The sequence below is a fragment of the Accumulibacter sp. genome (assembly GCF_029255285.1).
GTDB lineage: Bacteria > Pseudomonadota > Gammaproteobacteria > Burkholderiales > Rhodocyclaceae > Accumulibacter.
In genome coordinates this window covers 97,208-121,868 of sequence record NZ_JAPUVI010000024.1, presented here as the reverse complement: position 1 = coordinate 121,868, position 24,661 = coordinate 97,208, and the positions used below count along the sequence as shown (strand labels likewise).

20 protein-coding genes are annotated in these 24,661 nt (G+C 64.9%); 12 read left to right on the top strand and 8 right to left on the bottom strand.

Annotated elements, in window-relative coordinates; all coding sequences use genetic code 11:
* Positions 1–268: 268 nt before the first annotated feature.
* Together Q1M07_RS03595 and purL are read right to left on the bottom strand one after the other, a co-directional pair.
* On the bottom strand, positions 269–1,672 hold the full coding sequence (locus tag Q1M07_RS03595; RefSeq protein WP_300450811.1) for a hypothetical protein: 1,404 nt from the start codon (positions 1,670–1,672) through the stop codon (positions 269–271).
* A 610-nt stretch (positions 1,673–2,282) separates the two neighbouring features.
* Positions 2,283–6,284, bottom strand: a complete 4,002-nt coding sequence (gene purL / locus Q1M07_RS03590; RefSeq protein WP_300450808.1) for a phosphoribosylformylglycinamidine synthase — start codon at positions 6,282–6,284, stop codon at positions 2,283–2,285.
* 182 nt (positions 6,285–6,466) lie between these two features.
* Between purL and Q1M07_RS03585 the strand changes: the two genes are divergently transcribed.
* Together Q1M07_RS03585 and Q1M07_RS03580 are read left to right on the top strand one after the other, a co-directional pair.
* Positions 6,467–7,378, top strand: coding sequence for a histone deacetylase (locus Q1M07_RS03585; RefSeq protein WP_300450805.1), 912 nt, complete (start codon positions 6,467–6,469; stop codon positions 7,376–7,378).
* A 9-nt stretch (positions 7,379–7,387) separates the two neighbouring features.
* Complete coding sequence (locus tag Q1M07_RS03580) at positions 7,388–8,923, top strand: NAD(P)H-hydrate dehydratase (RefSeq protein WP_300450802.1); 1,536 nt, start codon at positions 7,388–7,390, stop codon at positions 8,921–8,923.
* Here the strand turns inward: Q1M07_RS03580 and Q1M07_RS03575 are convergent.
* Positions 8,885–10,198 carry a HAMP domain-containing sensor histidine kinase gene (locus Q1M07_RS03575; RefSeq protein ID WP_300450799.1) on the bottom strand — a complete coding sequence of 438 codons (1,314 nt, stop codon included), beginning with the start codon at positions 10,196–10,198 and terminating at the stop codon, positions 8,885–8,887. The genes Q1M07_RS03580 and Q1M07_RS03575 overlap by 39 nt on opposite strands.
* Positions 10,195–10,851 (bottom strand): response regulator transcription factor, encoded by a 657-nt coding sequence (locus tag Q1M07_RS03570; RefSeq protein ID WP_300450796.1) that lies wholly within the window; start codon positions 10,849–10,851, stop codon positions 10,195–10,197. Before Q1M07_RS03570 ends, Q1M07_RS03575 begins: the two co-directional genes overlap by 4 nt.
* Before the next feature lie 147 nt (positions 10,852–10,998).
* Between Q1M07_RS03570 and Q1M07_RS03565 the strand changes: the two genes are divergently transcribed.
* Positions 10,999–12,699: a phosphoethanolamine--lipid A transferase gene (locus Q1M07_RS03565; protein WP_300450795.1), complete on the top strand. Its 1,701-nt coding sequence runs from the start codon at positions 10,999–11,001 to the stop codon at positions 12,697–12,699.
* Positions 12,696–13,412 (top strand): phosphatase PAP2 family protein, encoded by a 717-nt coding sequence (locus Q1M07_RS03560; RefSeq protein WP_300450793.1) that lies wholly within the window; start codon positions 12,696–12,698, stop codon positions 13,410–13,412. Before Q1M07_RS03565 ends, Q1M07_RS03560 begins: the two co-directional genes overlap by 4 nt.
* Here Q1M07_RS03560 and Q1M07_RS03555 read toward each other — a convergent pair.
* Positions 13,409–14,380: a patatin-like phospholipase family protein gene (locus Q1M07_RS03555; protein ID WP_300450790.1), complete on the bottom strand. Its 972-nt coding sequence runs from the start codon at positions 14,378–14,380 to the stop codon at positions 13,409–13,411. The genes Q1M07_RS03560 and Q1M07_RS03555 overlap by 4 nt on opposite strands.
* A gap of 271 nt (positions 14,381–14,651) precedes the next feature.
* On the opposite strand from Q1M07_RS03555, the gene Q1M07_RS03550 reads away from it, so the two are divergent.
* The 7 genes from Q1M07_RS03550 to Q1M07_RS03520 are packed head-to-tail and all read left to right on the top strand — an operon-like array spanning position 14,652 to position 21,763.
* On the top strand, positions 14,652–16,430 hold the full coding sequence (locus Q1M07_RS03550; protein ID WP_300450788.1) for a glycosyltransferase family 39 protein: 1,779 nt from the start codon (positions 14,652–14,654) through the stop codon (positions 16,428–16,430).
* Positions 16,427–16,798 carry an SMR family transporter gene (locus tag Q1M07_RS03545; protein WP_300450785.1) on the top strand — a complete coding sequence of 124 codons (372 nt, stop codon included), beginning with the start codon at positions 16,427–16,429 and terminating at the stop codon, positions 16,796–16,798. The genes Q1M07_RS03550 and Q1M07_RS03545 overlap by 4 nt, the downstream gene beginning before the upstream one ends.
* Positions 16,795–17,907 carry a DegT/DnrJ/EryC1/StrS aminotransferase family protein gene (locus Q1M07_RS03540; RefSeq protein WP_300450782.1) on the top strand — a complete coding sequence of 371 codons (1,113 nt, stop codon included), beginning with the start codon at positions 16,795–16,797 and terminating at the stop codon, positions 17,905–17,907. The genes Q1M07_RS03545 and Q1M07_RS03540 overlap by 4 nt, the downstream gene beginning before the upstream one ends.
* 3 nt (positions 17,908–17,910) lie before the next feature.
* Positions 17,911–18,849: a glycosyltransferase gene (locus Q1M07_RS03535; RefSeq protein ID WP_300450779.1), complete on the top strand. Its 939-nt coding sequence runs from the start codon at positions 17,911–17,913 to the stop codon at positions 18,847–18,849.
* On the top strand, positions 18,846–19,775 hold the full coding sequence (locus tag Q1M07_RS03530; protein ID WP_300450776.1) for a formyltransferase: 930 nt from the start codon (positions 18,846–18,848) through the stop codon (positions 19,773–19,775). Before Q1M07_RS03535 ends, Q1M07_RS03530 begins: the two co-directional genes overlap by 4 nt.
* Positions 19,776–19,780: 5 nt before the next feature.
* On the top strand, positions 19,781–20,824 hold the full coding sequence (locus tag Q1M07_RS03525) for a bifunctional UDP-4-keto-pentose/UDP-xylose synthase (RefSeq protein ID WP_300450773.1): 1,044 nt from the start codon (positions 19,781–19,783) through the stop codon (positions 20,822–20,824).
* A gap of 15 nt (positions 20,825–20,839) precedes the next feature.
* Positions 20,840–21,763: a polysaccharide deacetylase family protein gene (locus Q1M07_RS03520; RefSeq protein WP_300450770.1), complete on the top strand. Its 924-nt coding sequence runs from the start codon at positions 20,840–20,842 to the stop codon at positions 21,761–21,763.
* Positions 21,764–21,909: 146 nt separating this feature from the next.
* Here the strand turns inward: Q1M07_RS03520 and Q1M07_RS03515 are convergent, their stop codons facing one another.
* Genes Q1M07_RS03515 through Q1M07_RS03505 form a run of 3 tightly spaced genes read right to left on the bottom strand, consistent with a single transcriptional unit; the run spans position 21,910 to position 23,412 of the window.
* The gene (locus Q1M07_RS03515; RefSeq protein WP_300450768.1) at positions 21,910–22,053 is read right to left on the bottom strand and encodes a hypothetical protein; all 144 of its coding nucleotides are present in this window, start codon (positions 22,051–22,053) and stop codon (positions 21,910–21,912) included.
* A 49-nt stretch (positions 22,054–22,102) separates the two neighbouring features.
* Positions 22,103–22,969, bottom strand: coding sequence for an SPFH domain-containing protein (locus tag Q1M07_RS03510; RefSeq protein WP_300450765.1), 867 nt, complete (start codon positions 22,967–22,969; stop codon positions 22,103–22,105).
* Positions 22,966–23,412 (bottom strand): NfeD family protein, encoded by a 447-nt coding sequence (locus Q1M07_RS03505; RefSeq protein ID WP_300450762.1) that lies wholly within the window; start codon positions 23,410–23,412, stop codon positions 22,966–22,968. The genes Q1M07_RS03510 and Q1M07_RS03505 overlap by 4 nt, the downstream gene beginning before the upstream one ends.
* Positions 23,413–23,691: 279 nt before the next feature.
* On the opposite strand from Q1M07_RS03505, the gene Q1M07_RS03500 reads away from it, so the two are divergent.
* On the top strand, positions 23,692–24,657 hold the full coding sequence (locus Q1M07_RS03500) for an MBL fold metallo-hydrolase (protein WP_300450759.1): 966 nt from the start codon (positions 23,692–23,694) through the stop codon (positions 24,655–24,657).
* The last annotated feature ends 4 nt before the right edge of the window (positions 24,658–24,661 follow it).

Here is a 24,661-nt window from a genome sequence, read left to right as displayed (position 1 = left end):
GGCGGCAATAGCCGCGCCAACACCCGATCCTTTATTGCTTGTCCGTAACGTGCCACTTCTTGTCCTCGCTATCGCCCCCAGGGTTCAGATCCTATCGAGGCGGCAACTAGTCTGACACAGGGGGGTGGTTTGCCGGCGCCGGCGGGAACGGGTTTGATGACTTTCTCGCGGAGGATGAGCCAGCCAGCGAGAATACTGATTCCCGTCGGCCGGGGTCGGTAGCGGCGCGTTTTGGTGACACGCTCGATGAGGCGCTTGCCACGGAGCTTCATGAGGTCGTAGGCGGCCTGCTGCCCGGTGTAGGCGTCGCGGGCGACTTCAGGCAGCGACGGACGCACTTCGTCAGCCAGCTCTTGTACCGTGAACCCGTCGGGATTGGGCGCGAGATGCAGGATGGCTTCGGCGACCGAGCGCATGCGCGGCTTCTGGAGATCAACGCCGGACAAGCGGCGATTCCACGCTCGGTCGGTTCGATGAGGGAGTCGAGCACGCCATCGGGAAGGAAGCTGACATGGGCGGCCTGCATCGCGTTGAGAAAGTCGATCGCCATCTGCTGGAGCTTGTTGGCCAGCATGATCGAGAGTTTCTCCAGCGCACGCCCGCAGCGCAGGTCCTTGATGTTGTGGGCGATGGCTTCGGCGCGCAGCACACGTGCGCCCTTGTCGTAGAGCTTCAGGGCCAGCGCTCCGAAATGCACCTTGAACACCGTCAGATCGTAGGCAGACTGATCGACGATACGAGCCACGCCGTGGCTTCTGTCGGCATGCCAGCGGGGGCGTTGTTTGCGGCCGTACAGCGTGCGCAGGATCGGCACGTCGAGCAGGCGCCGGGTACGATCAATCAAGCCCTGGAAGATCGCCTCCAGGGTGGTGCCACGGACGAACAGGAGATTGCGGCTGTACTCGATCTGATAGACCGAGTAGCGGTACCGGAAGCGGCTGCGCTCTTGCTCCTCGATCGTCAGAGCGAAGCACAGGCAGCGTGAGTACACCCAACGATCACAGACCTTGGCCAGTCGCCCTATGGCGTGCTCATCACGCAAGGTATCTGCGAGATGATCCAAAGCCTGGAACGAACCCCCGACGAAGCAGTTACCCTCCTTCTCCAAGGAGATAGTCTGCGCGCGGGCCTGCCGTTCGACCCATTCGTGACCGTTGAGCATGATTTGGACACCGAAGGGCGGATGTCCGCTCATTTTGATGGTGAGGTGACCCCACTCGGGGTCGATGAGGTGAAAGTGGTAATGATTGACGTAGAGCCAGGGCTTCTTGCGCTGCAGGTGGGGCGCACCGCTCGTGCCGGTCGTTACCTCCCAGACCAGGGCGGGCGCCTTGGCGACGAGGATCAGAAACAGAGCGCGAAACTGCGGATCCCCGGGCAGGTATTTCTCGGCCAAGTCGTGCTTGCGCTGATCGGGCGGACAATGGATCAGGGGAATGGCGTGTTCCCTCGCCCAGGCATGAACCCGGCGGCTGAAACGGCCAGCCATTTGCATCAGGTGGTCGGCATCCAGGTTGGCGTCCGATCCGGCCAGTGCTCGCCACCACGTACGGAAAGCGCCACCTTGCTGGCCGAGCGGAAAGTAGCCGTTGAGTACGATGCGATCGACGCAGTCATAGCGGCCTTCAAGATGCTCCTCGTAATAGGCAGACAAGTCATCGGGTTGTTTCATCGGAAGAGCCTCCGCGCACACCGGAAAATCCCGTTCCTCTTTTGACAGGCGCAGAGCCAACGGATTCTTTCCTCTCACCCGGCGGGGTAACTCGCCCTGAGCCACCCATGTCGCGGCCGTAGAAGGGTCTCTGGTCATCCAGTGTGGATCCGGGCGTCATGGCTCAAACCATTCCGACAACTCCGTTCTCGGCTGTTCTCCGCAGGAGAACCTCTTTTCCCAAGCGCAGTCTTGGGAAAAGCCTAGTCACTTTGGGAGCGAAGAAATGAAGATGCTGAAGCCGGCATTCACGCCGGAATTCAGGGACGTGGCGGTAAAGCGGGTGCAGGCAGGGGAGACCGCCGTGTAACTGTCGTGGCGGCGAGCCGAGGACGCTCGGCTCCAGCGCGAGCTTTGAATAGTAGAAAAAACGGCGGCGTACTTCGCGACTGACTTCTGTCGAAAAGTCAGGATACGACCATTTTCCGAGCTCTGCGAACAGCCCCCGGTCATGTCATTGATCGTGAACGATTCATTGCTCCTTTGTTGCATACGGCATGTCGATGTTCGTTCAAATGAGAACACATCCCAGCAGCCCACCGTACGGCGATTGGCGACGACCGCCTGCGGCCTAGGCGACCCAGCACCGCGCATTGCGGAACATGCGTAGCCAGGGCGAATCCTGCCAGCCGCGCGCCTCCCAGTCCGCCGGGTGCCAAGACATCTGGACGCTGCGAAAAACGCGTTCGGGGTGCGGCATCATGATCGAGAATCGGCCGTCGGCCGTCGTCACGCCAGTGATGCCGGCCGGCGAACCGTTCGGATTGTAAGGATAGGTTTCCGTTGGCTGGGCAGTCGGGTCGATGAAGCGCATCGCTACGATGGCCCGCGCCTGTTGCTCGGGCGTGCCGAAGTCGGCGCGTCCCTCGCCGTGTGACACGACGACTGGCAGCCGACTGCCTCCCATTCCGGAAAAAAAGATCGATGGCGAGGCCGGCACTTCGACCATCGAAAAGCGCGCTTCGAACTGCTCGACCCGGTTGCGCACGAAACGCGGCCAGTTCTCCGCACCGGGAATCATGTCCTTGAGCGCGCTCATCATCTGGCAGCCGTTGCAGACGCCCAGCGCGAAGCTGTTCGGACGTGCAAAAAACGCCGAAAAGCTGTCCCTTGCCCGGTCGTTGAAAAGGATTGTCCTCGCCCAGCCTTGACCGGCCCCGAGGACGTCGCCGTACGAGAAACCACCGCAGGCGACAGCGCCCTGGAAATCCGTGAGCGCGACGCGGCCGGCGAGAATGTCGCTCATCGGCACGTCGATCGCCGCAAAGCCCGCCCGGTCGAAAGCGGCGGCCATTTCGACGTGCCCGTTGACTCCCTGCTCGCGCAGGATGGCCACGCGCGGGCGGGCGCCGGTGTTGACGAAAGGCGCGGCGACGTCGTCCGCCGGATCGAAGGAAAGCGTTACCGACAGGCCGCCGTCGGTCGTATCGTCGATGCGCGCGTACTCCTGTTGCGCACATTCCGGGTTGTCGCGCAGCTGCTGCATGTGGAAACTGGTTTCTGACCAGGCGCGCTGCAGATCGACGCGCTTTTCGCTGAGCACGGGTTTGGCGTTGCGGATGATGCGAATTTGGTCCCAGCGATTGGGCGCGCCAATGAAGTGGGTGCAAGCGCCGAGGCCGGCCGCGCGCAGCACGGCCATGACGGCGCCGCGTTGTGCGCGGCGAATCTGCACGACGGCGCCGAGTTCCTCGCAGAACAGCGAACGCATCAGCTTTTCGAAGGAGCGGCCGCCGAGCAGGTTGGGGCGCTTCTCGTTGCCGTCGACGTCGTTGGTCAAGGGGTCGTAGCACAGACCGTCCGTGTCGATCGAAACGCCGCAATGCGCGGCAAAAGCCATTTCGCAGACGGCGGCGAAAAGTCCGCCGTCCGAACGATCGTGGTAGGCGAGCAACAGATCGGCGGTGGCGAGCTGCCGGATGGCGGCAAAGAAAGCCACCAGCCGGGCGGCGTCGTCGACGTCGGGAGCGTCGTTGCCAGTGGCGTTGCAGACCTGCGCCAGAGCAGAAGCGCCGAGGCGATTGCGGCCGGCGCCGAGGTCGATGAGCAGCAGGTCGGTTTCGCCGGCGTCGGTGACGAGCTGTGGCGTCAGCGTGCGGCGGACATCGCTCACACGCGCAAAGGCGGTGACGATCACTGACAAAGGCGACACGACCTGTTTCGGGCGGGCGTTCTCGTCCTCCCAGCTCGTGCGCATCGACAGCGAATCCTTGCCGACCGGGATCGATACGCCGATTTCCTGGCAAAGATCGGATACCGCCCGTACCGTGTCGAACAGGAAGGCATCCTCGCCGGGGAAGCCGGCCGCCGCCATCCAGTTGGCCGACAGTTTGACGTCGCCGAGCGTCGCGACATCCGCCGCAGCGATATTGGTCAACGCTTCACCGATCGCCATCCGGCCCGAAGCCGGGGGATCGATCAGTGCGACCGGCGCACGTTCGCCGATCGCGAACGCCTCGCCGAGATAACCCTGGAACGCCATCAACGTCACTGCGACGTCGGCGCACGCCACCTGCCAGGGCCCGACCATCTGGTCGCGCGCGGTCAGACCTCCGACACTGCGGTCGCCGATGGTGATCAGGAAACTCTTGTCGGCGACGGCCGGCAGGCGCAGCACGCGATAGGCGGCGTCGCGCAGTTCGACCGAGGAAACATCGAAGGGCTGCGTCAGCGGCGGCAGGCGGCTGATGTTGCGGATCATGCGGGGCGGCCTGCCGAGCAGCGCCGCCATTTCCATGTCTACCGGCTGATTGCCGAAGTGACGGTCGGTGACCAGCAAGCGATGGTCGCTGGTGGTCACGCCGACGACCGCGAAGGGGCAGCGCTCGCGTTCGCAAAGGGCCGAGAATTCGGCCAGGCGGTCTGGTGCGATAGCGAGTACGTAACGTTCCTGGGCCTCGTTGCACCAGATTTCGGCCGGCGACATGCCGGGCTCCTCGGTGTTGACGGCGCGCAACTCGAAGGAAGCCCCGCAGCCGGCGCCGTGCGCCAGCTCGGGCAGGGCATTGGCGATGCCGCCCGCGCCGACGTCGTGCACCGAGAGGATCGGATTGCCGTCGCCGGCCACGCTGCCGTCGCCGGTCGGCGCACCCATTTGCCAGCAACAGTCGATGACTTCCTGGGCCCGTCGCTGAATTTCCGGGTTGCCGCGCTGTACCGAAGCGAAGTCCAGATCCTCGCTGTTGCTGCCGGTAGTCATCGAACTGGCGGCGCCGCCGCCGAGGCCGATCAGCATTCCCGGACCGCCGATCTGGAGCAGCAGTGTGCCGGCAGGCAGTTTCTCGGCCTTGAGCGACTGACTGGCGGAAATGTTGCCGACGCCGCCGGCGATCATGATCGGCTTGTGGTAGCCGCGCAGCAGTCCCTCGTCAGCGGTGGACTGTTCGTAGGTGCGGAAGTAGCCCGCCAGATTCGGTCGGCCGAATTCGTTGTTGAAAGCCGCCGCACCGATCGGTCCTTCGAGCATGATGGCCAGCGGCGGAGCGATACGGGCCGGACGCCCGAAGGTGGCCGAGGCACTTTCCCACGGCCGCGGAGCCTGCGGGAGATGGAGGTTGGAAACGGAAAAACCGCACAAGCCGGCCTTTGGCTTCGAGCCGCGGCCGGTGGCGCCTTCATCACGGATCTCGCCGCCGGAGCCGGTCGCGGCGCCCGGAAAAGGCGAGATCGCGGTCGGGTGGTTGTGCGTCTCCACCTTGGCGAGAATGTGCGTCAGTTCCTCGTGATAGGTGTAGCAAGCGTCCTTGCCCGGGAAAAAGCGCGGCACGCTGGCGCCTTCGAGGATCGACGCGTTGTCGGCATAGGCAACGACCGTTCCCGCCGGGTGCGCCCGGTGGGTTTCGCGAATCATGCCGAACAGCGTCTCGCTGCGCGGTTGCCCGTCGATCACCCAGGAGGCGTTGAAGATTTTGTGCCGGCAGTGTTCGGAGTTGGCCTGCGCGAACATGGTCAGTTCAACGTCGGTTGGATTGCGCTGCACCTGGCGGAACAGTTCGACCAGGTAATCGACTTCGTCATCCGACAGGGCCAAACCGAGCCGCGAATTGGCGTCCACCAGCGCGGCACGGCCGCCGGTCAACAGGTCGACGCTGACCAGTGGCTGTGGCGCGAAGTGGCGGAACAACTCGGCAGCCTGCGCGTCGCTGTCGAGGACGGTCTCGAGCATGCGGTCGTGCAGCCGGGCAGCAAGTTCACGCCTGTCGTCCGCCGTGAGCTTGTGTCGTCCGGCCTGCACGAGATAGGCGATACCCCGTTCGATGCGCTCGATGGCGGCCAGGCCACAGTTGCGGGCGATGTCGGTGGCTTTGGACGACCAAGGCGAGAGTGTGCCGATGCGCGGTGTCACAAGAAACAGTTCGCCACTCTCGCGCACGTCGTCCGGGTGCTCCTCGAGCAGGGCGGCGAGTTGTTTCCGCTCGTCGCCGGTCAGTGGCCGTCGGGTGGCGACGAAGTGCCGGTACTCGGCGGCGACCAGGCGTACTCCCGGAACGCTGGTGGCCAGATCCTGTTGCAGGCGTTGCCGGCGGAAGGAAGAGAGCGCGGGCGCGCCGCGCAGGAAAAGTAGGTCGGCCATGGCGTGCGGCGAGGCAGGGCAGGCAAGCCTGCGTTGAAGAAGGGGAGGGGCGATTATAGCCGACCTCGGAAGCCGTCCGGCGTTTGGCCGGACGCCCGCCTTGCGGCAAGCGCCAGGCGACCGCGCCGGCGCGCGAGCGGACAGTTGAACTACAATCCCATCGACTGCTCAGGCTGCCACTCGTGAAACTCTTCTACACCGACGATTTCGTCCTGCCGCTGCCGGCCGGCCACCGCTTCCCGGTGGAAAAGTATGCCCGGCTGCGCACTCGGCTTCGCGCCTGCGGGCAAGTCGCGGAGGCGGATTTTTGTGTTCCGGAGGCGGCCAGCCTCGACGAGCTCGGCTTGGCCCACGCCACCTCTTATGTCGCAAGGGTGTGCGGCGGTGATCTGAACCCGGCCGAAATACGGCGCATCGGCTTCCCGTGGAGCGCAGGCTTGGTCGAACGGTCGCGGCGCTCGGTCGGCGCCACCCTCGCCGCCTGCCGGACAGCCCTGCGGGAAGAGTGCGCCATCAACCTCGCTGGCGGAACCCACCATGCGCACGCCGATCATGGCGAGGGTTTCTGCGTGTTCAACGATGCGGCGGTCGCGGCGCGCGTGCTGTGCGCCGACGGAAGCGTGCGGCGCGTCGCGGTGGTCGATTGCGACGTCCATCAGGGGAACGGCACCGCTCGTATCTGTGCTGACGATGCCCGGATCTTCACTTTCTCGATCCATGCCCAGAACAATTTCCCGCTGCTCAAGGCGACCAGCGATCTGGACATCGGGCTTCCCGACGGTACCGGCGATGCGGCATATCTCGAACAGTTGGCCGAGGCGCTCGAGCAGGTGTTCGTGCGGGCGCGGCCCGACCTGACGATTTACCTCGCCGGCGCCGATCCCTACCACGACGATCGTCTTGGACGGCTCGCCTTGAGCTTCTGCGGATTGGCGGCGCGCGACGAGATGGTTCTCGCCGCGTGCCGCGAGCGGGGCGTGCCGGTGGCCGTGGCCATGGCCGGCGGCTATGCGCGAGCGATCGACGACACGGTGGCCATCCATTGTCGGACGGTGCTCGCCGCACGACAGGTTTTCAACCTTTCTCAGCGCTAGGAGCCAGGGATGGAGAACGAAGAGATCCGATCACAAGCACTTTATCGCGCGGCCGACCTGCGGCGCGTCGAGACACTCGCCGCTGATCGAGCTTTGATGGAGCGTGCCGGGCTGGCCGCCGCCGACCTGGCGACAGCGCTCTGCCGAGCGTCAGACGATGCGGTTCTAATTCTTGCCGGGCCGGGCAACAACGGTGGCGACGCTTTTGTCGTGGCGCGTCATCTGCGCCAACGCCGGCGCGCGGTGAGCGTGGTTTTCGCGGGCGAGCTGGCGCGCTTGCCAAACGACGCCGAGGCAGCCTACCGACGTTTCGTCGACGAAGGCGGCGCTCTGAGCGATGGCATCCCGAGCGGTCCGCGCTGGTCGCTGATCATCGACGGCCTGTTCGGCATCGGTTTGCAGCGCCCGGTGAGCGGCCGCTACGGCGAGCTCGTGTCGACCGCCAATGCCTTGGCCAGCCACGACGGCTGCCCTTTGCTTGCCCTCGACTGTCCGAGCGGCCTCGATGCCGATACCGGCAGGCTGTGCGGCACGACGATTCGCGCCACTCACACGCTGTCCTTCATTGCCGGCAAGCCCGGTTTGTTCACCGGCGACGGTCCGGATCACTGTGGCGCCGTCTCGATCGCCGCGCTCGATCTCGATGTCGAGCGCCTGGTCGAGGCTGGCGGTCGGACGATCGGCAGCGACCTGTTCGCGCATTGCCTGCGGCCGCGCGCGCTGAACAGTCACAAGGGCGACCATGGCAGCGCCGGCATTCTCGGCGGCGCCAGCAGCATGCTCGGCGCCGCCTTCCTCGCCGGGCGCGCGGCGCTCAAAATCGGCGGCGGCCGCGTCTACCTCGGGCTGATCGACCCGCAGGCGCCGACGATCGACCCGCTGCAGCCCGAACTGATGCTGCGCCGCCCGGACGCCTTGCTGGCGGCCGGTCTCAGCGCGCTCGCCTGTGGGCCGGGAATGGGTCAGGGGGGCGAGGTGCTGGCGCTGCTCGAGCGGGCCTGCGCGCTCGATCTGCCCTTGCTGCTCGATGCTGACGCCTTGAACCTGCTGTCCGCCGAGACCCGCTTGTCAGGCGCGCTGGCGGCGCGCCGTTCACGTGGCGTGCCGACGCTGCTCACGCCCCATCCGACGGAGGCCGCGCGGCTGCTTGGCGCGACCACTGCCGACGTGCAGGCGGACCGCGGCGCCGCGGCGCTGGAGCTTGCCGCTCGCTATCAGGCGACGGTGGTGCTCAAGGGCTGTGGCAGCATCGTCGCGACGCCCGACGGACGCTGGTTCGTGAACACCACGGGCAATCCCGGCCTGGCGTCGGCCGGTACCGGCGATGTCCTCAGCGGCTTCGTCGTCGGCCTCCTGGCACAAGGCTGGCCAGCCCTCGAGGCCCTGCTCGCCGCCGTACACGTGCACGGTTTGGCGGCCGACGAACGGGTGGCCGGCGGTTGCGGACCCGTCGGTTTGACGGCGGGCGAGATCATCGACGGCGCCCGCGCCTGTTTCAACCGCTGGCTAGCCGCGCGGAGTGGGCGCGCGCCCGCTTCCCGCTAACCGAAGTTCGGCGGCGAAGCCGTGCTCGACCTCGGGCAGCACGAACGCGCCGCCGTGTGCCCGCGCGATCAGGTCTACCAACATCAAGCCGAGCCCGGTGTGACCCTCGTAGGCTTGGGCCGTGATCGCCGCTTGCAGTTCATCGCGGTGTTCCGGACTGACGCCGGGACCGTCGTCGTGCAGGCGCAGCGTGTCGTCGACCGGTGTCGATACGGTGACGTGACGCGCGCCATAGCGCAGCGCGTTGTCGAGCAGGTTGAGCAGCGCCGCCTCCAGCAGGTCGGCGTCGGCGGCCAGCCGGTGCGCGGCCTGGACGTCGATCGACAGCCCGTCGATCGGCAAACGGGCGACCAAGGCCGCCAGGTCCAGCGGCTGGCGCTGGACATCGACCGCACTGCGAAAAAGTACCAACAACGCGCCGACCACCCGCTGCAAGCGACCAGCGGCCGCACGCGCGCGTTGCAGGCGAGGCTGCAGCGCCGGCGGACATTCGCGCAAGGCGACCGCGAGCTGGGCATCGATGCCCGCCAGCGGCGTACGCAGCGAGTGCGCGGCGTGGGCGGTAAAGGCACGCTCGTGGGCCAGGCGGCGAGCGAGCCGCTCGGTCAAGGCGTCGATCGCCTGGTGCACCGGTTGCAATTCCTGACGCTCCGCGACGCCGAGTGTGGCCCCCGGCATGGGATCGTGCGCGGACAGCCGTTGTGCCAGACGGTCGAGGGGCAGCAGTTCGTATCGTACGCGTGCTCCGAGCCACAGGTGCGCCAGCAACGCGATGGCCAGGGTTGCCAGCGCCGCACTGAAGGCCACTTCACGCTGCGCCTCGCGACGCTCCAGTTGACTCTGCGCGACGTAGAGCAGTCGCCCGCCACCGGCCAGTGGCACGCCGAAGACTCGCCAGCCCGGAGCATTGGCGAAGCCGGCGGAGGGTGTGAGGTGCAGTGGCCGCGTCGGCGACCTTGACGACCCGAGCACGACCTGTGCTCCGGCGCCCGGACCATAGGCCACGACCTGCCAGGTGAAACGGCTGCTCGGCCGCCGTGCCGCCTGCGTTGCCGCGTCTCGCCCGGTGGTCGCCGGCGGTGGGTCATCCATCGTTGGCAGCGAGCTGCTCAGGATCTCGGCCGCGGCCCGCAGGGTATCGTCGAGCAACTCGTCCACCTCATGCTGCACGGCCAGCCACACGGCAACCGAAACCGATACGCTCCACAACACCGACCAGCCGAGCAGCGCGCGCGTCAGTCGCTGGCGGATCGACGACAAGGGTCGCGGCTTCACCGCCGAGCGATGCGGTAGCCCAAGCCGCGTACCGTGTCGATGAGATCGAAGCCAAGCTTGCGCCGCAAGGCGGAGACGTGGACTTCGATGGCGTTGCTCGCGAACTCACCATCGAAGCCCAGCACCAGTCGTTCGAGGTCGCTCTTGCTGACGATGCGGCCATCGCGCAGGACCAGCGCTTCCAGGACGGACCATTCGCGCGCCGTCAGCTCGATGCGCTGATTCGCCAGCCAGGCGCTACGTCCAGTGAGGTCGACCTCGACGCTGCCGAACGACAGGCGGCCGGCGGCGGCTCCGGCACTGCGCCGGCACACGGCGCGCAGTCGGGCGACCAATTCTTCCGGGGGGAATGGCTTGACCAGGTAGTCGTCAGCGCCGCCGTCGAGACCGGCGATGCGGTCGGCGAGCTGGTCGCGTGCCGTCAGCATCAGCGCCGGGGTGTTGTCGCGCGCCGCGCGTCGCCCGCGCAACCAGGCGAGGCCGGAACCGTCGGGTAGCCGCCAGTCGACGAGCAGCGCGTCGTAGGGTTCGCCGTGACAGGCCGCCGCTTCGTACAGGCTGCGGCACCAGTCGACGCGGTGACCTTCTTCGCTCAGATAGTCGCGCAGCCCGTCGCCGAGGATGTCGTCGTCTTCGATGAGCAGCAGTCGCATCGCGGTCGGGGTGGCTCCTTGGTGCCGATGGCGAGAAGGATTCATTGTGCCGCAAACGCGCAAATCCGGCCATCTGCCGGGGGCGCGCGCCGGCGCCTGGCAAACGGCTTAAGCCAAGCTTCAGCCACCGGCCCCAGTATTGTCCGGATGACTTCCGATGCTTCCCGCCTACAGTCGCCACCGCCAGGCGAGGCGGCTGTCAGCCGCCAAGCTTTCGTGCTTCCGGCGACGGTCGAACAACTGCTCTGGGTGGCCAGTGTCTTCTGGACGCTGACGGCCAACCGCTCCTTCTTCGGCGCGGCACTGAAGGGCCGCGCTTTGACCGACCTCGACACATGGAGCTTCGTTCTCGCTCTCGGCATGCTACTGGTCGCGCTGCACTTTCTTCTCTTGGCGATTCTGGCCAATCGCTGGACGGTGAAACCCTTGCTCGCCGTGCTCCTCGTAGCTACCGCGCTGGCGACTCATTTCATGCAGGTCTACGGCGTCTACCTCGACCCGTCGATGTTGCGCAACGTCATTCACACCGACTTCGGAGAAAGTCGCGAGTTGTTCTCCTGGGATCTGTTGCCGCAATTGATGGTCTACGCGGGGCTGCCCTTGCTGCTCCTGTGGCGGGTCGAAATCGTCCATCGGCGCCGGGTGTGGAGTGCTCTGGGCAGGCGACTGGCAGCACTGCTGCTTGCCGCCGTCGCCGTCGGCGGGGCGTCATTGCTGGTCTTCAAGCCCCTCTCGTCGCTCTTGCGCAACCACAAGGAGGTTCGCTATCTGGTCACGCCGGCCAACTTTCTTTGGTCCTTGGCCAGCGTCACCGCGACCGAGGCGCGTGGCGCCACCGTGCCCCGCCAGCCGATCGGTTTAGACGCTGTGCTGGGTCCCGGCTGGGAAGCCCGCCGCCGGCCGATGGTCGTCGTGCTGGTGGTCGGCGAGACGGTGCGCGCCGCCAACTGGGGCTTGAACGGCTATGCCCGCCAGACGACACCCGAATTGGCGAGGCAGCCGCTCATCAGCTTTGCCGATGTGACGAGTTGTGGCACCAATACCGAGGTGTCGGTGCCCTGCCTGTTTGCACCGGTCGGCCGGCGTGCCTACGACGCGGCCCGCATCAGCGGAAGCGAGTCGCTGTTGCACGTGCTGGCGCGTGCCGGCGTGGGCGTGCACTGGCGAGACAACCAGTCAGGCTGCAAGGGCGTTTGCGATGGCCTGTCCTATGAGGATGTGATGTCGCTCGCGCCGCCAGGACTTTGCGCCAACGGGCGCTGCCTCGACGCCGGGCTGCTGCACGGGCTCGACGAGCGACTGGCGAAGGCTCGCGGAACGCAGTTTCTCGTGCTGCATCAGCTCGGTAACCATGGCCCGGCCTATTTTCGTCGCTATCCGCCAGCATTCGCGCGTTTCCAGCCAGCTTGCGAGAACGACGATCTGAACCTCTGTTCACCGGCCGAGATCGTCAACGCCTTCGACAACGCGCTGCTCTATACCGATCACGTGCTTGCCAGCCTGATCGCCAAGCTTCAGGCGCAGGCCGACAAGGTGGACACGGCGCTGATCTATGTTTCCGATCACGGCGAGTCGCTGGGCGAAAACCAGCTTTTCCTGCATGGCGTGCCGTACGCGATCGCACCGCAGGAGCAGACGCGGGTGCCGATGTTCATGTGGTTCTCCGAGGGTCTTCAGCACGCGGCAAAGATAGATACGGCCTGCCTGCAGCGCCGCGCGCGGCAGCCGGTGAGCCATGACCATCTGTTTCACACTCTGATCGCTTTGTTCGACGTGCGGACGGCGCTCTACGAAAACGACTGGGACCTCCTGTACGGTTGCCGCAGCGGACGGCCGGTCGCGTCATGAGACGCAGCGGTCGTGCCGACTCGTCGATCACCCTTGTGGCGCTGGCCGCTTTGTTGGCCTGGGACGCCACCGGGTGGGATTTGGCGTTTGCCCGCTGGTACGGCACGACGGCCGGTTTCGTCTGGCGCGACGCCTGGCTGACGCGCAGCCTGCTGCACGACGGCGGTCGCTGGCTGGCCAGGGCTTTGCTGGGCCTGCTCGTGCTCGACGCCGTGCGCCCCGCCTGGCCGGGACCTGGGCGCGCCGAACGCTGGTGGTGGATTGCGGTGATGCTGGCCGGCGCACTGCTCGTGCCGTCGATCAAGCAGATCAGCACGACCAGTTGCCCGTGGGAACTCGCCGAGTTCGGCGGCGTCGCCCGTTACGTCTCGCACTGGCAGTTCGGGAGCGTGGACGGAGGGCCGGGCCACTGCTTTCCGTCTGGGCATGCGGTGGCCGCATTTGCCTTCTTCGGCGTCTATTTCTTGTGGCGGCCGTATCGGCCGGTGCTCGCCGATTTTTCTCTGGTGGCGGTGTTGCTGGCCGGAGCCGCTTTTGGCTGGGCGCAACTCGCGCGCGGCGCGCATTACCCGAGTCACACGCTGTGGTCGGCGTGGCTGTGCTGGACGCTGTGCGTCATCGGTGACCGCCTGCGGCCGGGTCGACGCATCGCCGCTGGGGCCGTGGGCGATAGCGTCGACCGGCTGGTCGGCGACGAACCCAGGCCGTGCTAGCGGCTACCGAACAGCGCCGCCGCCTCTTGTTCGCCAAGTTCGAAATAGCGTTTTTGGGCACTCCGGTCCTTGAGGGAGACGGTCATGCTTTCCAGATTCTTCGGTCGCAGAACATGCAGCGGTTTGGCGTAGTAGCGCCGGCCGGCAATCTCGGCGCTGCGCTGACCCATGGCCGCCAGCATGTCGTTGATCAAAGCCGCCTGCGCAAATATTCGGGCGTTGGGCAGGGTGAGCTGCATGTCGCTGACCAGCAAATGCGTGTCGATGCTGTTGAACGGCAGGACGAAGGCCTTCGCCTGGTAGAGCTGGTCGAGCTTCCGGTGATAGTCGTAGTCGGTAAAGTCGACGGCGATGATCTCGTCGACGTCATCGTCTTCGAACAGGCTTCGCAAGGGCGTGTTGTCGAGGTAGCCGCCCTCGATGTAATACTCGCCGTCGATGGTGACAGCCTTGAAGTAGGGAATGGTCGTGATCCCGGCCAGAAAGGCCTCCATGAAGGCGTCGAGGCTGGTGTCGTCGATGGTCGCCAGGATCTCGTTGACCTTGAACACCCACCCACGTCGCTGGCTCAGATTGGTGGCTCGGATATCCCAGCGCAAGGTCTTGAGATGCTCGGCCAGCAGTTGGCGTCGCCGGCCGTCGTCGAGCAGCAGCGACTTGCGACAACTGTCCTTGTCGACGGTGAACAGATGCGTGCCGGTGGGCAGCAACTGGGGGCGCAGACCCAGGAAGTTGGCAAAGATATGGAAGACGTCAGTCACGTCGAGCCGCAGCGTACGCGCCAGAACCGGCGGGAGTTCCTCGCCTTGCCAGTCCCACAGCAGGTAGTCGATGACGATGTTGTTGCCGGAACTGGTCGACGTCAAATGCACTACCGGCACCTTGTTCTTCTTCAGCCAGACCAATACGCCTCCGGTGTAGAAGCTCCGATAACCGCCGCCCGAGGCGACGAAACCGTATCTGGTCATGCGCGTTCTCTCCCTGTTTCGGTGGGGCGACGCCGAGCCGCAAAACCCTCGCCGCCGGCCGTGTATAATAGCGCGCTAACGTCACATCTGCCCGCCCTCCGCTCCCTTCCTTGCACCGCCTCCGCGCTTTCTTCGATGAGACAGGTCAACCCGACGACCGATGTGGCCGCTCGTTGTCCGCTGCTTAAGGCGGCGCTGCGTGGCTCGTTGGTGACCGTCTCGCGTCAGCCTCCGTCTACGCTGGGACGCGCCGGTGCGGCTATCACCGGGCATGCGCGATGATCTTTCCGCTTTCGGTGAGTGGTCGATGACCGGCCGCCTCGTCTGGCTGTTCTGGATCGCTCTGGCGGCGCTCTGGTTCGGCACACTCGACGAGCGCGCGCTGGTCCGCCCGGACGAAGGCCGCTATGCCGAAATCCCGCGCGAAATGGCGGCCGGCGGCGACTGGCTGACGCCGCGCCTGAACGACATCAAGTATTTCGAGAAGCCTGTCCTGCAATACTGGACGACGGCCGCCGCCTTCAAGATTTTCGGCGAAAACGAGTGGACCGCCCGTCTGTGGCCGGCGCTGACCGGCTTTCTCAGCATCCTGCTGGTCTGGTGGACCGGGCGCCGCTTGTGGGGGGAACAAGCCGGCCAACTGGCCGCCGCCATACTTGGGGGGTCGCTGCTGTTTATCGGCATGGGCCACATCCTGACGCTGGACATGGGGCTGTCCTTTTTCCTGCAAGTGGCGTGGACCGGCTTCCTGTTTGCCCAGCAGGAAGAGTCTCGCGCCAGCCGGCGATGGATGTTGCTGGCATGGGCGGGGCTGGCGCTGGCGGTGCTGTCCAAGGGCATCGTCGCGCTGGTCTTGACGGGTGCCACTCTGGTCGGCTACTCGCTGCTCAATCGCGATTTCTCGCCGTGGCGGCGGCTGTCGCCGCTGGCCGGGCTCGCTTTGTTGCTGAGTATCGCGGCTCCCTGGTTCATTGCCGTTTCGCTGGCCAATCCCGAATTCCCCCGCTTCTTCTTCGTCCATGAACACTTCGAACGCTTCCTCAGCACGGTCCACCGGCGTGACGAGCCGGCCTGGTTCTTTTTCGCCGTCTACCTGCTCGGCGCGCTGCCGTGGTCGCTGCTCCTGCTGCAGGCGCTTCCGCGGGCCTGGGGCAGGCGGGTCGACGGCACTTTCGGTGCCGAGCGCTTCCTGCTGCTCTGGGTATTGATTACTTTCGCGTTTTTCAACGTCTCCGGTTCCAAGATGGCGCCCTACATCCTGCCCATTTTCCCGGCGCTGGCGCTGCTCGGTGGACGTCATCTCACCAGCCTGTCACGCCGCGCGTGGCTGATCCACCTCGGGTTGCTGTCGGTGCTGGCGCTTGTCGGTCTCGCGTTGGCACCGCGGGTGTTGCGTCTGGCCGGCCAGGAGTACACGCTGGCCATGCTGCAAGGAGTCGCGAACTGGCTGACCGGCGCGGCTGGCGTTTTTCTGATGACGACTGTCGCGGCGGCACTGCTGGTCTGGCGACGTCGAAATCCGGAGGCGGTGATGATTCTGGCGCTGGGCGCGTGTGTCGGCAGTAGTGCGCTGCTCATCGGCCACGATCACTTGGCGCCCTACACTTCCGCTCGCAGTTTGGCGGCGCAGGCACTGCCCCGGATCAAACCCGGCCCGCCTTTCTACAGCGTGCTCTCCTACGAGCAGACCTTGCCTTTCTACCTCGGAAGGACGCTGACCCTGGTCGCCAACCAGAACGAAATGGGTTTCGGTCTCAGGCAGGAGCCGCAGCGCTGGATAGCCACCGTTGCCGAGTTCAAGGATCGCTGGCGCGAGGACCGGGAGGCCTACGCGGTGATGAAGATCGAAGTGTTCGAAAAACTGGCTGCCGAGGGCCTGCCGATGGCCGAGATCGCCCGCGATCGGCGCTACGTGATTGCCGAGAAAGTGGACAGCGCGGCCGCTCCGCTTTCGAGCGCTTGCGGTGCCTCGTCCAAGGACGTGTCGTCGTTTTTCCGCAGCCCGGTTGTTGGCAGCCGGGCGTGCGATCAGGTGGACGGGCGGACATGACGGCGACGGCCTTCGCGTTGATTCTTACCGGCGTGCTGCTCAACGCCGCCGCTCAATTGCTGCTCAAGGCGGGGACCAATGCGGTCGGCCAGTTCGACTTTCATCTCGCCAACCTCATTCCTGTCGGCCTGAAGATCGCCTGTCAGCCGTTCATCGTCGGCGGCATGGCCTGTTACGCGGTCAGCGTGGTGGTCTGGATCATGGCCTTGTCGCGCGTGCCGGTCAGCGTCGCCTATCCGATGCTTTCGATCGGTTATGTGGTGAATGCGGTGATCGCGCACTATTGGTTCGGCGAGGCACTGGTGCTGCAGAAGATGCTAGGCATCGGTTTCATCATCGTCGGCCTGGTTCTGGTGGCCAATTCGTGAGTCTTGATTTTCTCCCTTTCACCCGGCCGTCGATCGACGAGGAAACCATCGCCCGGGTGGCAGATGTCCTGCGCTCCGGCTGGATCACCAGCGGGCCGCAGGTGCTGGCCTTCGAGGCGGCGCTCTCCACGCTCTGCGGCGGGCGCCCGGTGCGGGCTTTCAGTTCCGGCACGGCGGCCCTGGAAGTGGCTCTCCGGCTGGCCGGCGTCGGTCCGGGCGACGAAGTGCTGAGCACACCGCTGACCTGGGTAGCGACGGCCAACGTGATTTTGAGCGTCGGCGCCACTCCGGTGCTGGTGGACATCGATCCGACATCGCGCAACATCGATCTCGACCTGCTCGAGACGGCCATTTCGCCAAAGACGAAAGCGCTGATTCCGGTAGACCTCGCTGGTCTGCCGGTGGACCGCGACCGCCTCTACGCCATCGCCGCAAGGCATCGACTGCGTGTCGTGGAGGACGCCGCGCAGTCCTTCGGAGCGTTCTGGAACGGCCAAATGATCGGCTGTAGCGGCGACTTCGTGGCTTTCAGCTTTCACGCCAACAAGAACCTGACGACGGGCGAGGGCGGTGCCCTGGTTGTGCCCGACGATGTCGACCTGTCGCGCTGCGAGCGTCTGCGCCTGCAGGGCGTCAAGCGTTATCCTGATGGCGGCATGGACGTGGACCTGCCGGGAGGCAAGTTCAATCTTACCGACGTCGCCGCTGCCATCGGCCTCGGCCAGCTCGAGCACTTGACGCACTTCACCGAGCGGCGTCGGGCGTTGGCGCGGCGATATTTTGCGCGACTCGACCCGGCACTCGGCCTGGATCTGCCGCCGGCCGACTTCACGCACAGCAATTGGCACATGTTCCAGCCGCTGTTGCCGCCGGGAACCCAGCGTGGCGCTTTCCTTGCTGCGATGAAGGAGCAGGGCATAGGCGTCGGCGTCCATTATCCTGCGCTGCACCTGTTCACACTCTACCGGAGCCTGGGTTACGCGGCCGGTCAGTTTCCTCATGCCGAGGACGTGGCGGCGCGGACCGTCAGCTTGCCGCTGTTTCCTGCCATGGCCGAGGCCGACGTAGACCGCGTTTGCATCGCTCTGGCCAAAGCGCTGGGACGTTGAGCGATGAGTTCCCCCGAGATCTCCGTGGTCATTCCGGTGTATAACGAGGAGGCGGGCCTGCCGGCCCTGTTCGACCGCGTCTATGCGGCGCTCGACCGGCTCGGCGAGCCTTACGAGATCATCTTCGTCAACGATGGCAGCCGCGATCGCTCGGCCGCCATGCTGCGCGAACAGTACCAGAAGCGTCCCGATGTCACTCGGGCCATTCTTCTCGCCGCCAACGCTGGCCAGCACATTGCCATCCTGGCGGGCTTCGAGAAGGCGCGTGGCCAGATCGTCGTCACCCTCGACGCCGATCTGCAGAACCCGCCGGAAGAGATCGCCAAGCTGATCGTCAAAATGCGCGAAGGTTACGATTACGTCGGCAGCATCCGCCGCCGGCGTCAGGATAGCCTGTTTCGCCGCTGGGCTTCGAAGGCCATGAATCGATTGCGCGAGACGACGACCCGTATCCGGATCACCGATCAAGGCAACATGCTGCGCGCCTATTCGCGTCAGGTCGTCGATGCCGTCAATTCGTGTCGTGAGGTCAGCACCTTCATTCCCGCGCTGGCCTACACCTTTGCCCGACAGCCGACGGAAGTGGTGGTCGAACACGAGGAGCGTACCGCCGGCGAGTCCAAGTATTCCCTGTACAGCTTGATCCGGCTCAACTTCGATCTGATGACCGGCTTTTCGCTGGTGCCGCTGCAGTGGTTCTCGATGCTGGGTATGCTGGTCTCACTGGGGTCGGCCGGGTTGTTCGTGTTGCTCATCGTGCGCCGCCTCGTCGTCGGTCCCGAGGCCGAGGGGCTGTTCACCCTGTTCGCGCTGCTCTTCTTCCTGATCGGCCTGGCGCTGTTCGGAATCGGTCTGCTCGGTGAGTATGTGGGCCGCGTCTATCTGCAGGTGCGCCATCGTCCGCGCTACCTGATCGAGGCCGTGCTCGAGGAAAGCGAATGAACCGCGTGTCGCGCGCCGTCGTCTTTGCTTACCATAACGTCGGCGCCCGTTGTCTGCGTGTGCTGCTGGCGCACGGCGTCGAGGTCGCCCTGCTGGTCAGTCACGAGGACGATCCGGCGGAGAACGTCTGGTTCGAGCGGGTGGCCGATGTGGCTCGCGACTACGACATTCCGGTGGTCACGCCAGCCGATCCGGGAACGCCCGAGTTGATCGTTCGGCTGCGGGAACTGCGACCCGATTTCTTCTTCTCCTTCTATTACCGTCGGATGCTTTCGCCCGCCCTCCTGGCGATTCCGCGTGCGGCCTACAACATGCATGGCTCGCTGCTGCCCAAGTACCGCGGCCGGGCACCGGTGAACTGGGCGTTGATCCACGGCGAGCGGGAAACCGGGGCGACGCTGCACCGCATGGTCGACAAGCCGGACGCCGGCGACATGGTGGCCCAGCGGGCCGTACCGATCTTGCCCGACGATACCGCCAAAGAGGTTTTCGACAAGGTGACGGTGGCCGCCGAATTGGCGCTCGACCGCGTACTGCCCGCGCTACTCGCCGGTACGGCACGACACCAGGCGCTCGACCTCAAAGCGGGCAGCTATTTCGGCGGGCGCAAGCCGGAGGATGGACGTATCGACTGGAGCCAGCCGGCCGTTCGGATACACAATCTGATCCGTGCGCTTGCGCCACCCTATCCCGGAGCCTTCTTCGATCTTGGAGCGCAGCGCATCGTCATCACCCGCAGTCGGTTTCTACCGGAAACCGGGGGGCCGGTCGGCCAGCCGGTGCTCCAGGCGGACGCCAGCCGCTTGCTCGCCCGCTGCGTCGACGGCGGGATATTGAGAATTCTCGCCCTCGAAGTGGACGGCGAAGCGATCGATCCCCTCACGCTTCCGGCGCGAGTCGGCCGGAACCCTGTCCCTCTGTGCTGACAACCATGAAAAAAATCCTCATTCTCGGCGTCAATGGCTTCATCGGCCATCATCTCTCACAAAGCATCATCGCCAACACCGACTGGGAGGTCCATGGCATGGACCTCAGCAGCGAGCGCGTGACCGACCTGCTGGGCCACGAGCGCTTTCATTTTTTCGAGGGCGACATCACCATCAGCAAGGAGTGGATCGAGTATCACGTACGCAAGTGCGACGTGATCCTGCCGCTGGTGGCGATCGCCACTCCCGCCACCTACGTCAAGGAGCCGTTGCGTGTCTTCGAACTGGACTTCGAGGCCAACCTGCCGATCATCCGCCAGGCGGTCAAGTACCGCAAGCGCGTCATTTTTCCATCGACCTCGGAGGTCTATGGCATGTGCCAGGACCCGGAATTCGACCCGGATACGTCGCCTCTCATCTATGGCCCGATCAACAAGCCGCGCTGGATTTACGCCTGCGCCAAACAAATGATGGATCGGGTGATTCACGCCTACGGTCAGCAGGAAGGCCTGCAATACACGCTGATCCGCCCCTTCAACTGGATTGGTCCCGGTCTGGACTCGATCGACACACCCAAGGAAGGCTCCTCGCGAGTCATCACGCAGTTCCTCGGGCATATCGCGCGCGGCGAACCAATCAAACTGGTTGATGGTGGCGCGCAGAAACGCTCCTTCACCTACGTGAGCGACGGCATCGCCGCACTGATGAAGATCATCGAGAACAAGGACGGCGTCGCCAACGGCAAGATCTACAACATCGGCAACCCGAAGAACAACTACTCGATTCGCGAACTGGCGACGCTGATGTTGGATCTTGCCCAGGAATACCCCGAATACGCGGCATCTGCGGCCAAGGTGAAAGTGCTGGAGACCTCCTCCGCCGACTACTACGGCGCCGGCTATCAGGATACGCAGCACCGGGTGCCGAAAATCGACAATACCCGGAGCGACCTGGACTGGGAGCCGCAAGTGACTTTCGAGGACGCGCTGCGCGGAATCTTCGAGGCTTACCGGGGTAACGTCGCCAAAGCCAGCCAGTTGATCGTCTGACGGCGGCTTCGCTTGATGCCGCAACTGGTTCTCAAGGTCGACGTCGACACTTACCGCGGCACTCTGATCGGGGTGCCTCGTCTGATCGAGCTTCTGCGCCGGCATGGCGCCGGAGCCACTTTCCTGTTTTCTCTGGGTCCCGATCACACCGGCCGGGCGATAAAACGTGCTTTCCGCCCGGGCTTCCTCGGCAAAGTGTCGCGCACCTCGGTGCTCTCGCACTACGGCTTCAAGACGCTGATGTACGGCATTCTGCTGCCGGGTCCAGACATCGGGCGGCGCTGCGTCGATGTACTGCGCAGCGCCGCCGCCGCCGGTTTCGAAACCGGCATCCATTGCTGGGATCACATACGCTGGCAGGACGGCGTGCGCCAGGCCGACAGGCCATGGACGGAACGGGAAATGGTGCTCGCCGCCCGGCGCTACGCCAGCGTCTTCGGGACGGCGGCGAAGGTGCATGGGGCTGCCGGGTGGCAAATGAATGCGCACGCCTTGCGCCTGACGCACGATCTTGGTTTCACGCACGCCTCCGACTGCCGCGGCCGTGGACCTTTCCTTCCGGTATGGGGTGCTGATGTGGTCAAGGTCCCGCAATTGCCGACCACCTTGCCGACGCTCGACGAACTGATCGGAGTCGGCGGAGTGGATGAGACCAACGTTCACGACTGCCTTCTGTCGCTGACCAGCGCGGCACCGGCCGCTGGCCATGTCTACACTTTGCACGCCGAACTGGAGGGAATGAAGCTGCTGCCGGTGTTCGAGAAACTGCTCGTCGGTTGGCGGCAACAGGGTTATTCCCTGCTCACTCTGCAGGAACAGCGCGCCGCTCTGAAGCCGGCTGCTTTGCCCCATCATGAGGTGGTGTGGGGCAGCGTGCCGGGACGCTCCGGCGAGTTGATGGTGCAAGGGCCGGAGTTGGTTTCCGATCGGCCGCGCTGATCATTGACTTCGGCTGGCCGAAAAGCTCGCGCTCGGGCCCCCGCCGGCCGGGCGCCAGCGTGAATTGCCGATGCCTGAACGGCCTTTTCGCCGCCCGGTCGACAATGGACGAGCCTCTTTCGGCCGGCGATCGCCTGACGCGGCGATTACTTCTCATTGCGCCAGTCGCGCAAGGTTTCCCGGTGCGGCAGCGGCGGTGTCTGACGGCGGCCACGCTCCCTGAGCAGGGGGAGTGCCGCGCCGACAATGAACACGATGCACAGGCCGAAAATGATCCAGCCGGCGTTCATCGCGGCGCACCGCCGGTCGGGATCTGCTGGCTGGGAGCGGGAACACGGCTCACCGCTCGCTCCCGGGCCAGCGCTGGAAGAGTCCGCGCAAGGTGCTTTGCAGATCGGCCGGAAGGAGTACGAGCTTGGCGTTGCCGGAATCGGCCATCCTGCTCAGGCTGGCGATGTACTTTTCGCCCAGCAGGTAGAGCATCGGCAGTTCGTTGTTGCCGAAGGCGCTATTGACCTTGGTGATCGCCTGCGACGACGCTTCGGCTAGAGTGACCTGTGCTTCCGCGTCGCGTTTGGCGGATTCGAGACGCGCTTCGGCGGTCAGAATCATCGATTGCTTCTCTCCTTCGGCGCGCGTCACCATCGCTTTGCGCTCGCGCTCGGCCGAAGCCTGCATTTCCATTGCCCGCTGCATAGACGGCGAAGGCTTGATGTCCTGAATCTCGACCGACTTGACGGTCAAACCCCAGTCCAGCGCTTCGTCGGCGACACCGGCCTTGAGGCGCGCCTTGATCGTGTCGCGCGACGACAGCGCCTGGTCGAGTTCCATGTCGCCAACAATCGAGCGCAGCGTGGTCATGATCATGTTGCGAATCGCTTCGGAGTAATCCTGCACGCCGTACACCGCCTTGACAGGGTCGGTTACTTTGATGAAGGCGATGGCGTTGACGACGATGACCGCATTGTCGCGCGTGATCACTTCCTGTTCCTGGACGTCGAGGATGATGTCCTTGGTGGTCACCTTGTAGGACACGATATCGACGTAGGGAATGATGAAGCGCAGTCCGGGCAGCAGTGTCGTACAGTACTTGCCGAGACGCTGCACGATCCACTCCTCGCCTTGCGGAACGATGCGCACCCCATAGGCGACGGTGACGGCGACGAAAACGAGAAGAACGAGCGAAAAGACGGTCATTCCTGTCATCTGGCTTTCTCCACTTTGATGTAGCTTCCTTCAACGGCGAGCACGCGAACCCGTTCGCCGGCCACGATGGCGGTATCACAGTAGCACTCCCAGACATCGGCGCCAAGGATCGGCTTCTGAAAACGTACCAGGCCACGGCTATCGGGAGTGATGTCGGCGACGAGGATGCCGACTTCGCCGGCCACCGTGGCCGCCGAGGTGCCAACGGCCGTCATCGTCCGCGGCTTCAGGAAGCGAAACCAGAGCCCGACAAGCCCGGCAGACAGCGCCGCCCAGGCCAGGATCTGGGTCGACAAGCCGACGCTCGGTGCGGCGAGCACGAGCAATCCGACACCTATCGCGGCCAGCCCGAACCAGACGATGAAAAAGGCGGGAATGGCCATTTCGGCCATTGTCAAGGCGAGGCCGAGAACGATCCAGTGCCACCATTCGGGCGAAAACATGATACCTCCGTTTGACGGCCGGCCCCCGAGTTTGGTCGAACGTCCGGCAGCGGGCGGCCGGGGGCTGGCGGAAAGTGTGCCGATTAGACGCCATAACCTGGTGTGTGGCAAGTGAGCTGGGGTGCCTTGGGCGACGGCCGGCGCGGCAAGCGGCCGATCGCCGGTCAGGGGCAACATTGCTCGAGCTGCCGGTGATTGACAGAATCGGCCCCGACCGACAGAATCGCCGGACAGGAACCGGGACTTTCCGGGTCTTCCCCATCCGTATCGGAGCCGCGCATGACTGGTCAATTTGCGTCAATTGCCGACCTCGACGAGAAGAAAACGAGTTTCGTCCAGTTGTCGGCGCATTGCTGGGGCTACACCGCCGAAGGTGATCCGAACGCGGGGGTGATCATCACCGATGAAAGCGTCCTGGTCGTCGATACCCTGGCCACGCCGGTGATGGCGCGCCGCTTGATCGGCGAGATTCGGCGGCTGACCGACAGGCCGATCAAGTACGTCGTTCTCTCGCATTACCACGCCGTGCGCGTTCTTGGCGCCGCGGCGTACCGCAGCGAAGGACTGCAGGAGATCATCGCCAGTCGGGGAACCTACGAAATGATTGCCGAGCGCGGCGCGCAGGACATGCAATCGGAGTACGAGCGCTTTCCCAGACTGTTCCAGGCGTTCGAGTCGATCCCCGGACTGACCTGGCCCACGCTGGTTTTCGGCGGGCCACTGACGCTTTGGATGGATGGGCTGGAAGTCTGCGTCATGCACCCCGGAGCCGGTCACACACGCGGGGATACCGTCGTCTGGGTACCGTCGGAAAGCGTTCTCTTTTCCGGCGATCTGGTCGAGTGCGAGGCGGCGTGTTACGCCGGCGATGCGCAACTCGCCGACTGGCCAGCGACGCTGGCCGTAATTCGCGCCCTCGGCGCCGAGAAGCTGCTGCCGGGCCGCGGGCCCGCTCTGCGCGATCCGGCTGCCGTCGCCAGAGGCATCGACTACACGACCGATTTCGTCAGCACGTTGTTCGCTTGCGCGCAGGAAGCCGTGGCCGCCGGGATGACTCTCCAACAGGCGATGGCGCATACGCGCCGCGCGATGGATCCGAAGTTCGGCCAGGTTTTCATCTACGAACACTGCCTGCCTTTCGACGTGGTACGTGCGGTCGACGAGGCGGGCGGCATCCGGCATCCACGGATCTGGACTGCCGAACGTGATCGCGAAATGTGGCACGCTCTACAGGCCACCGGCTGATGGA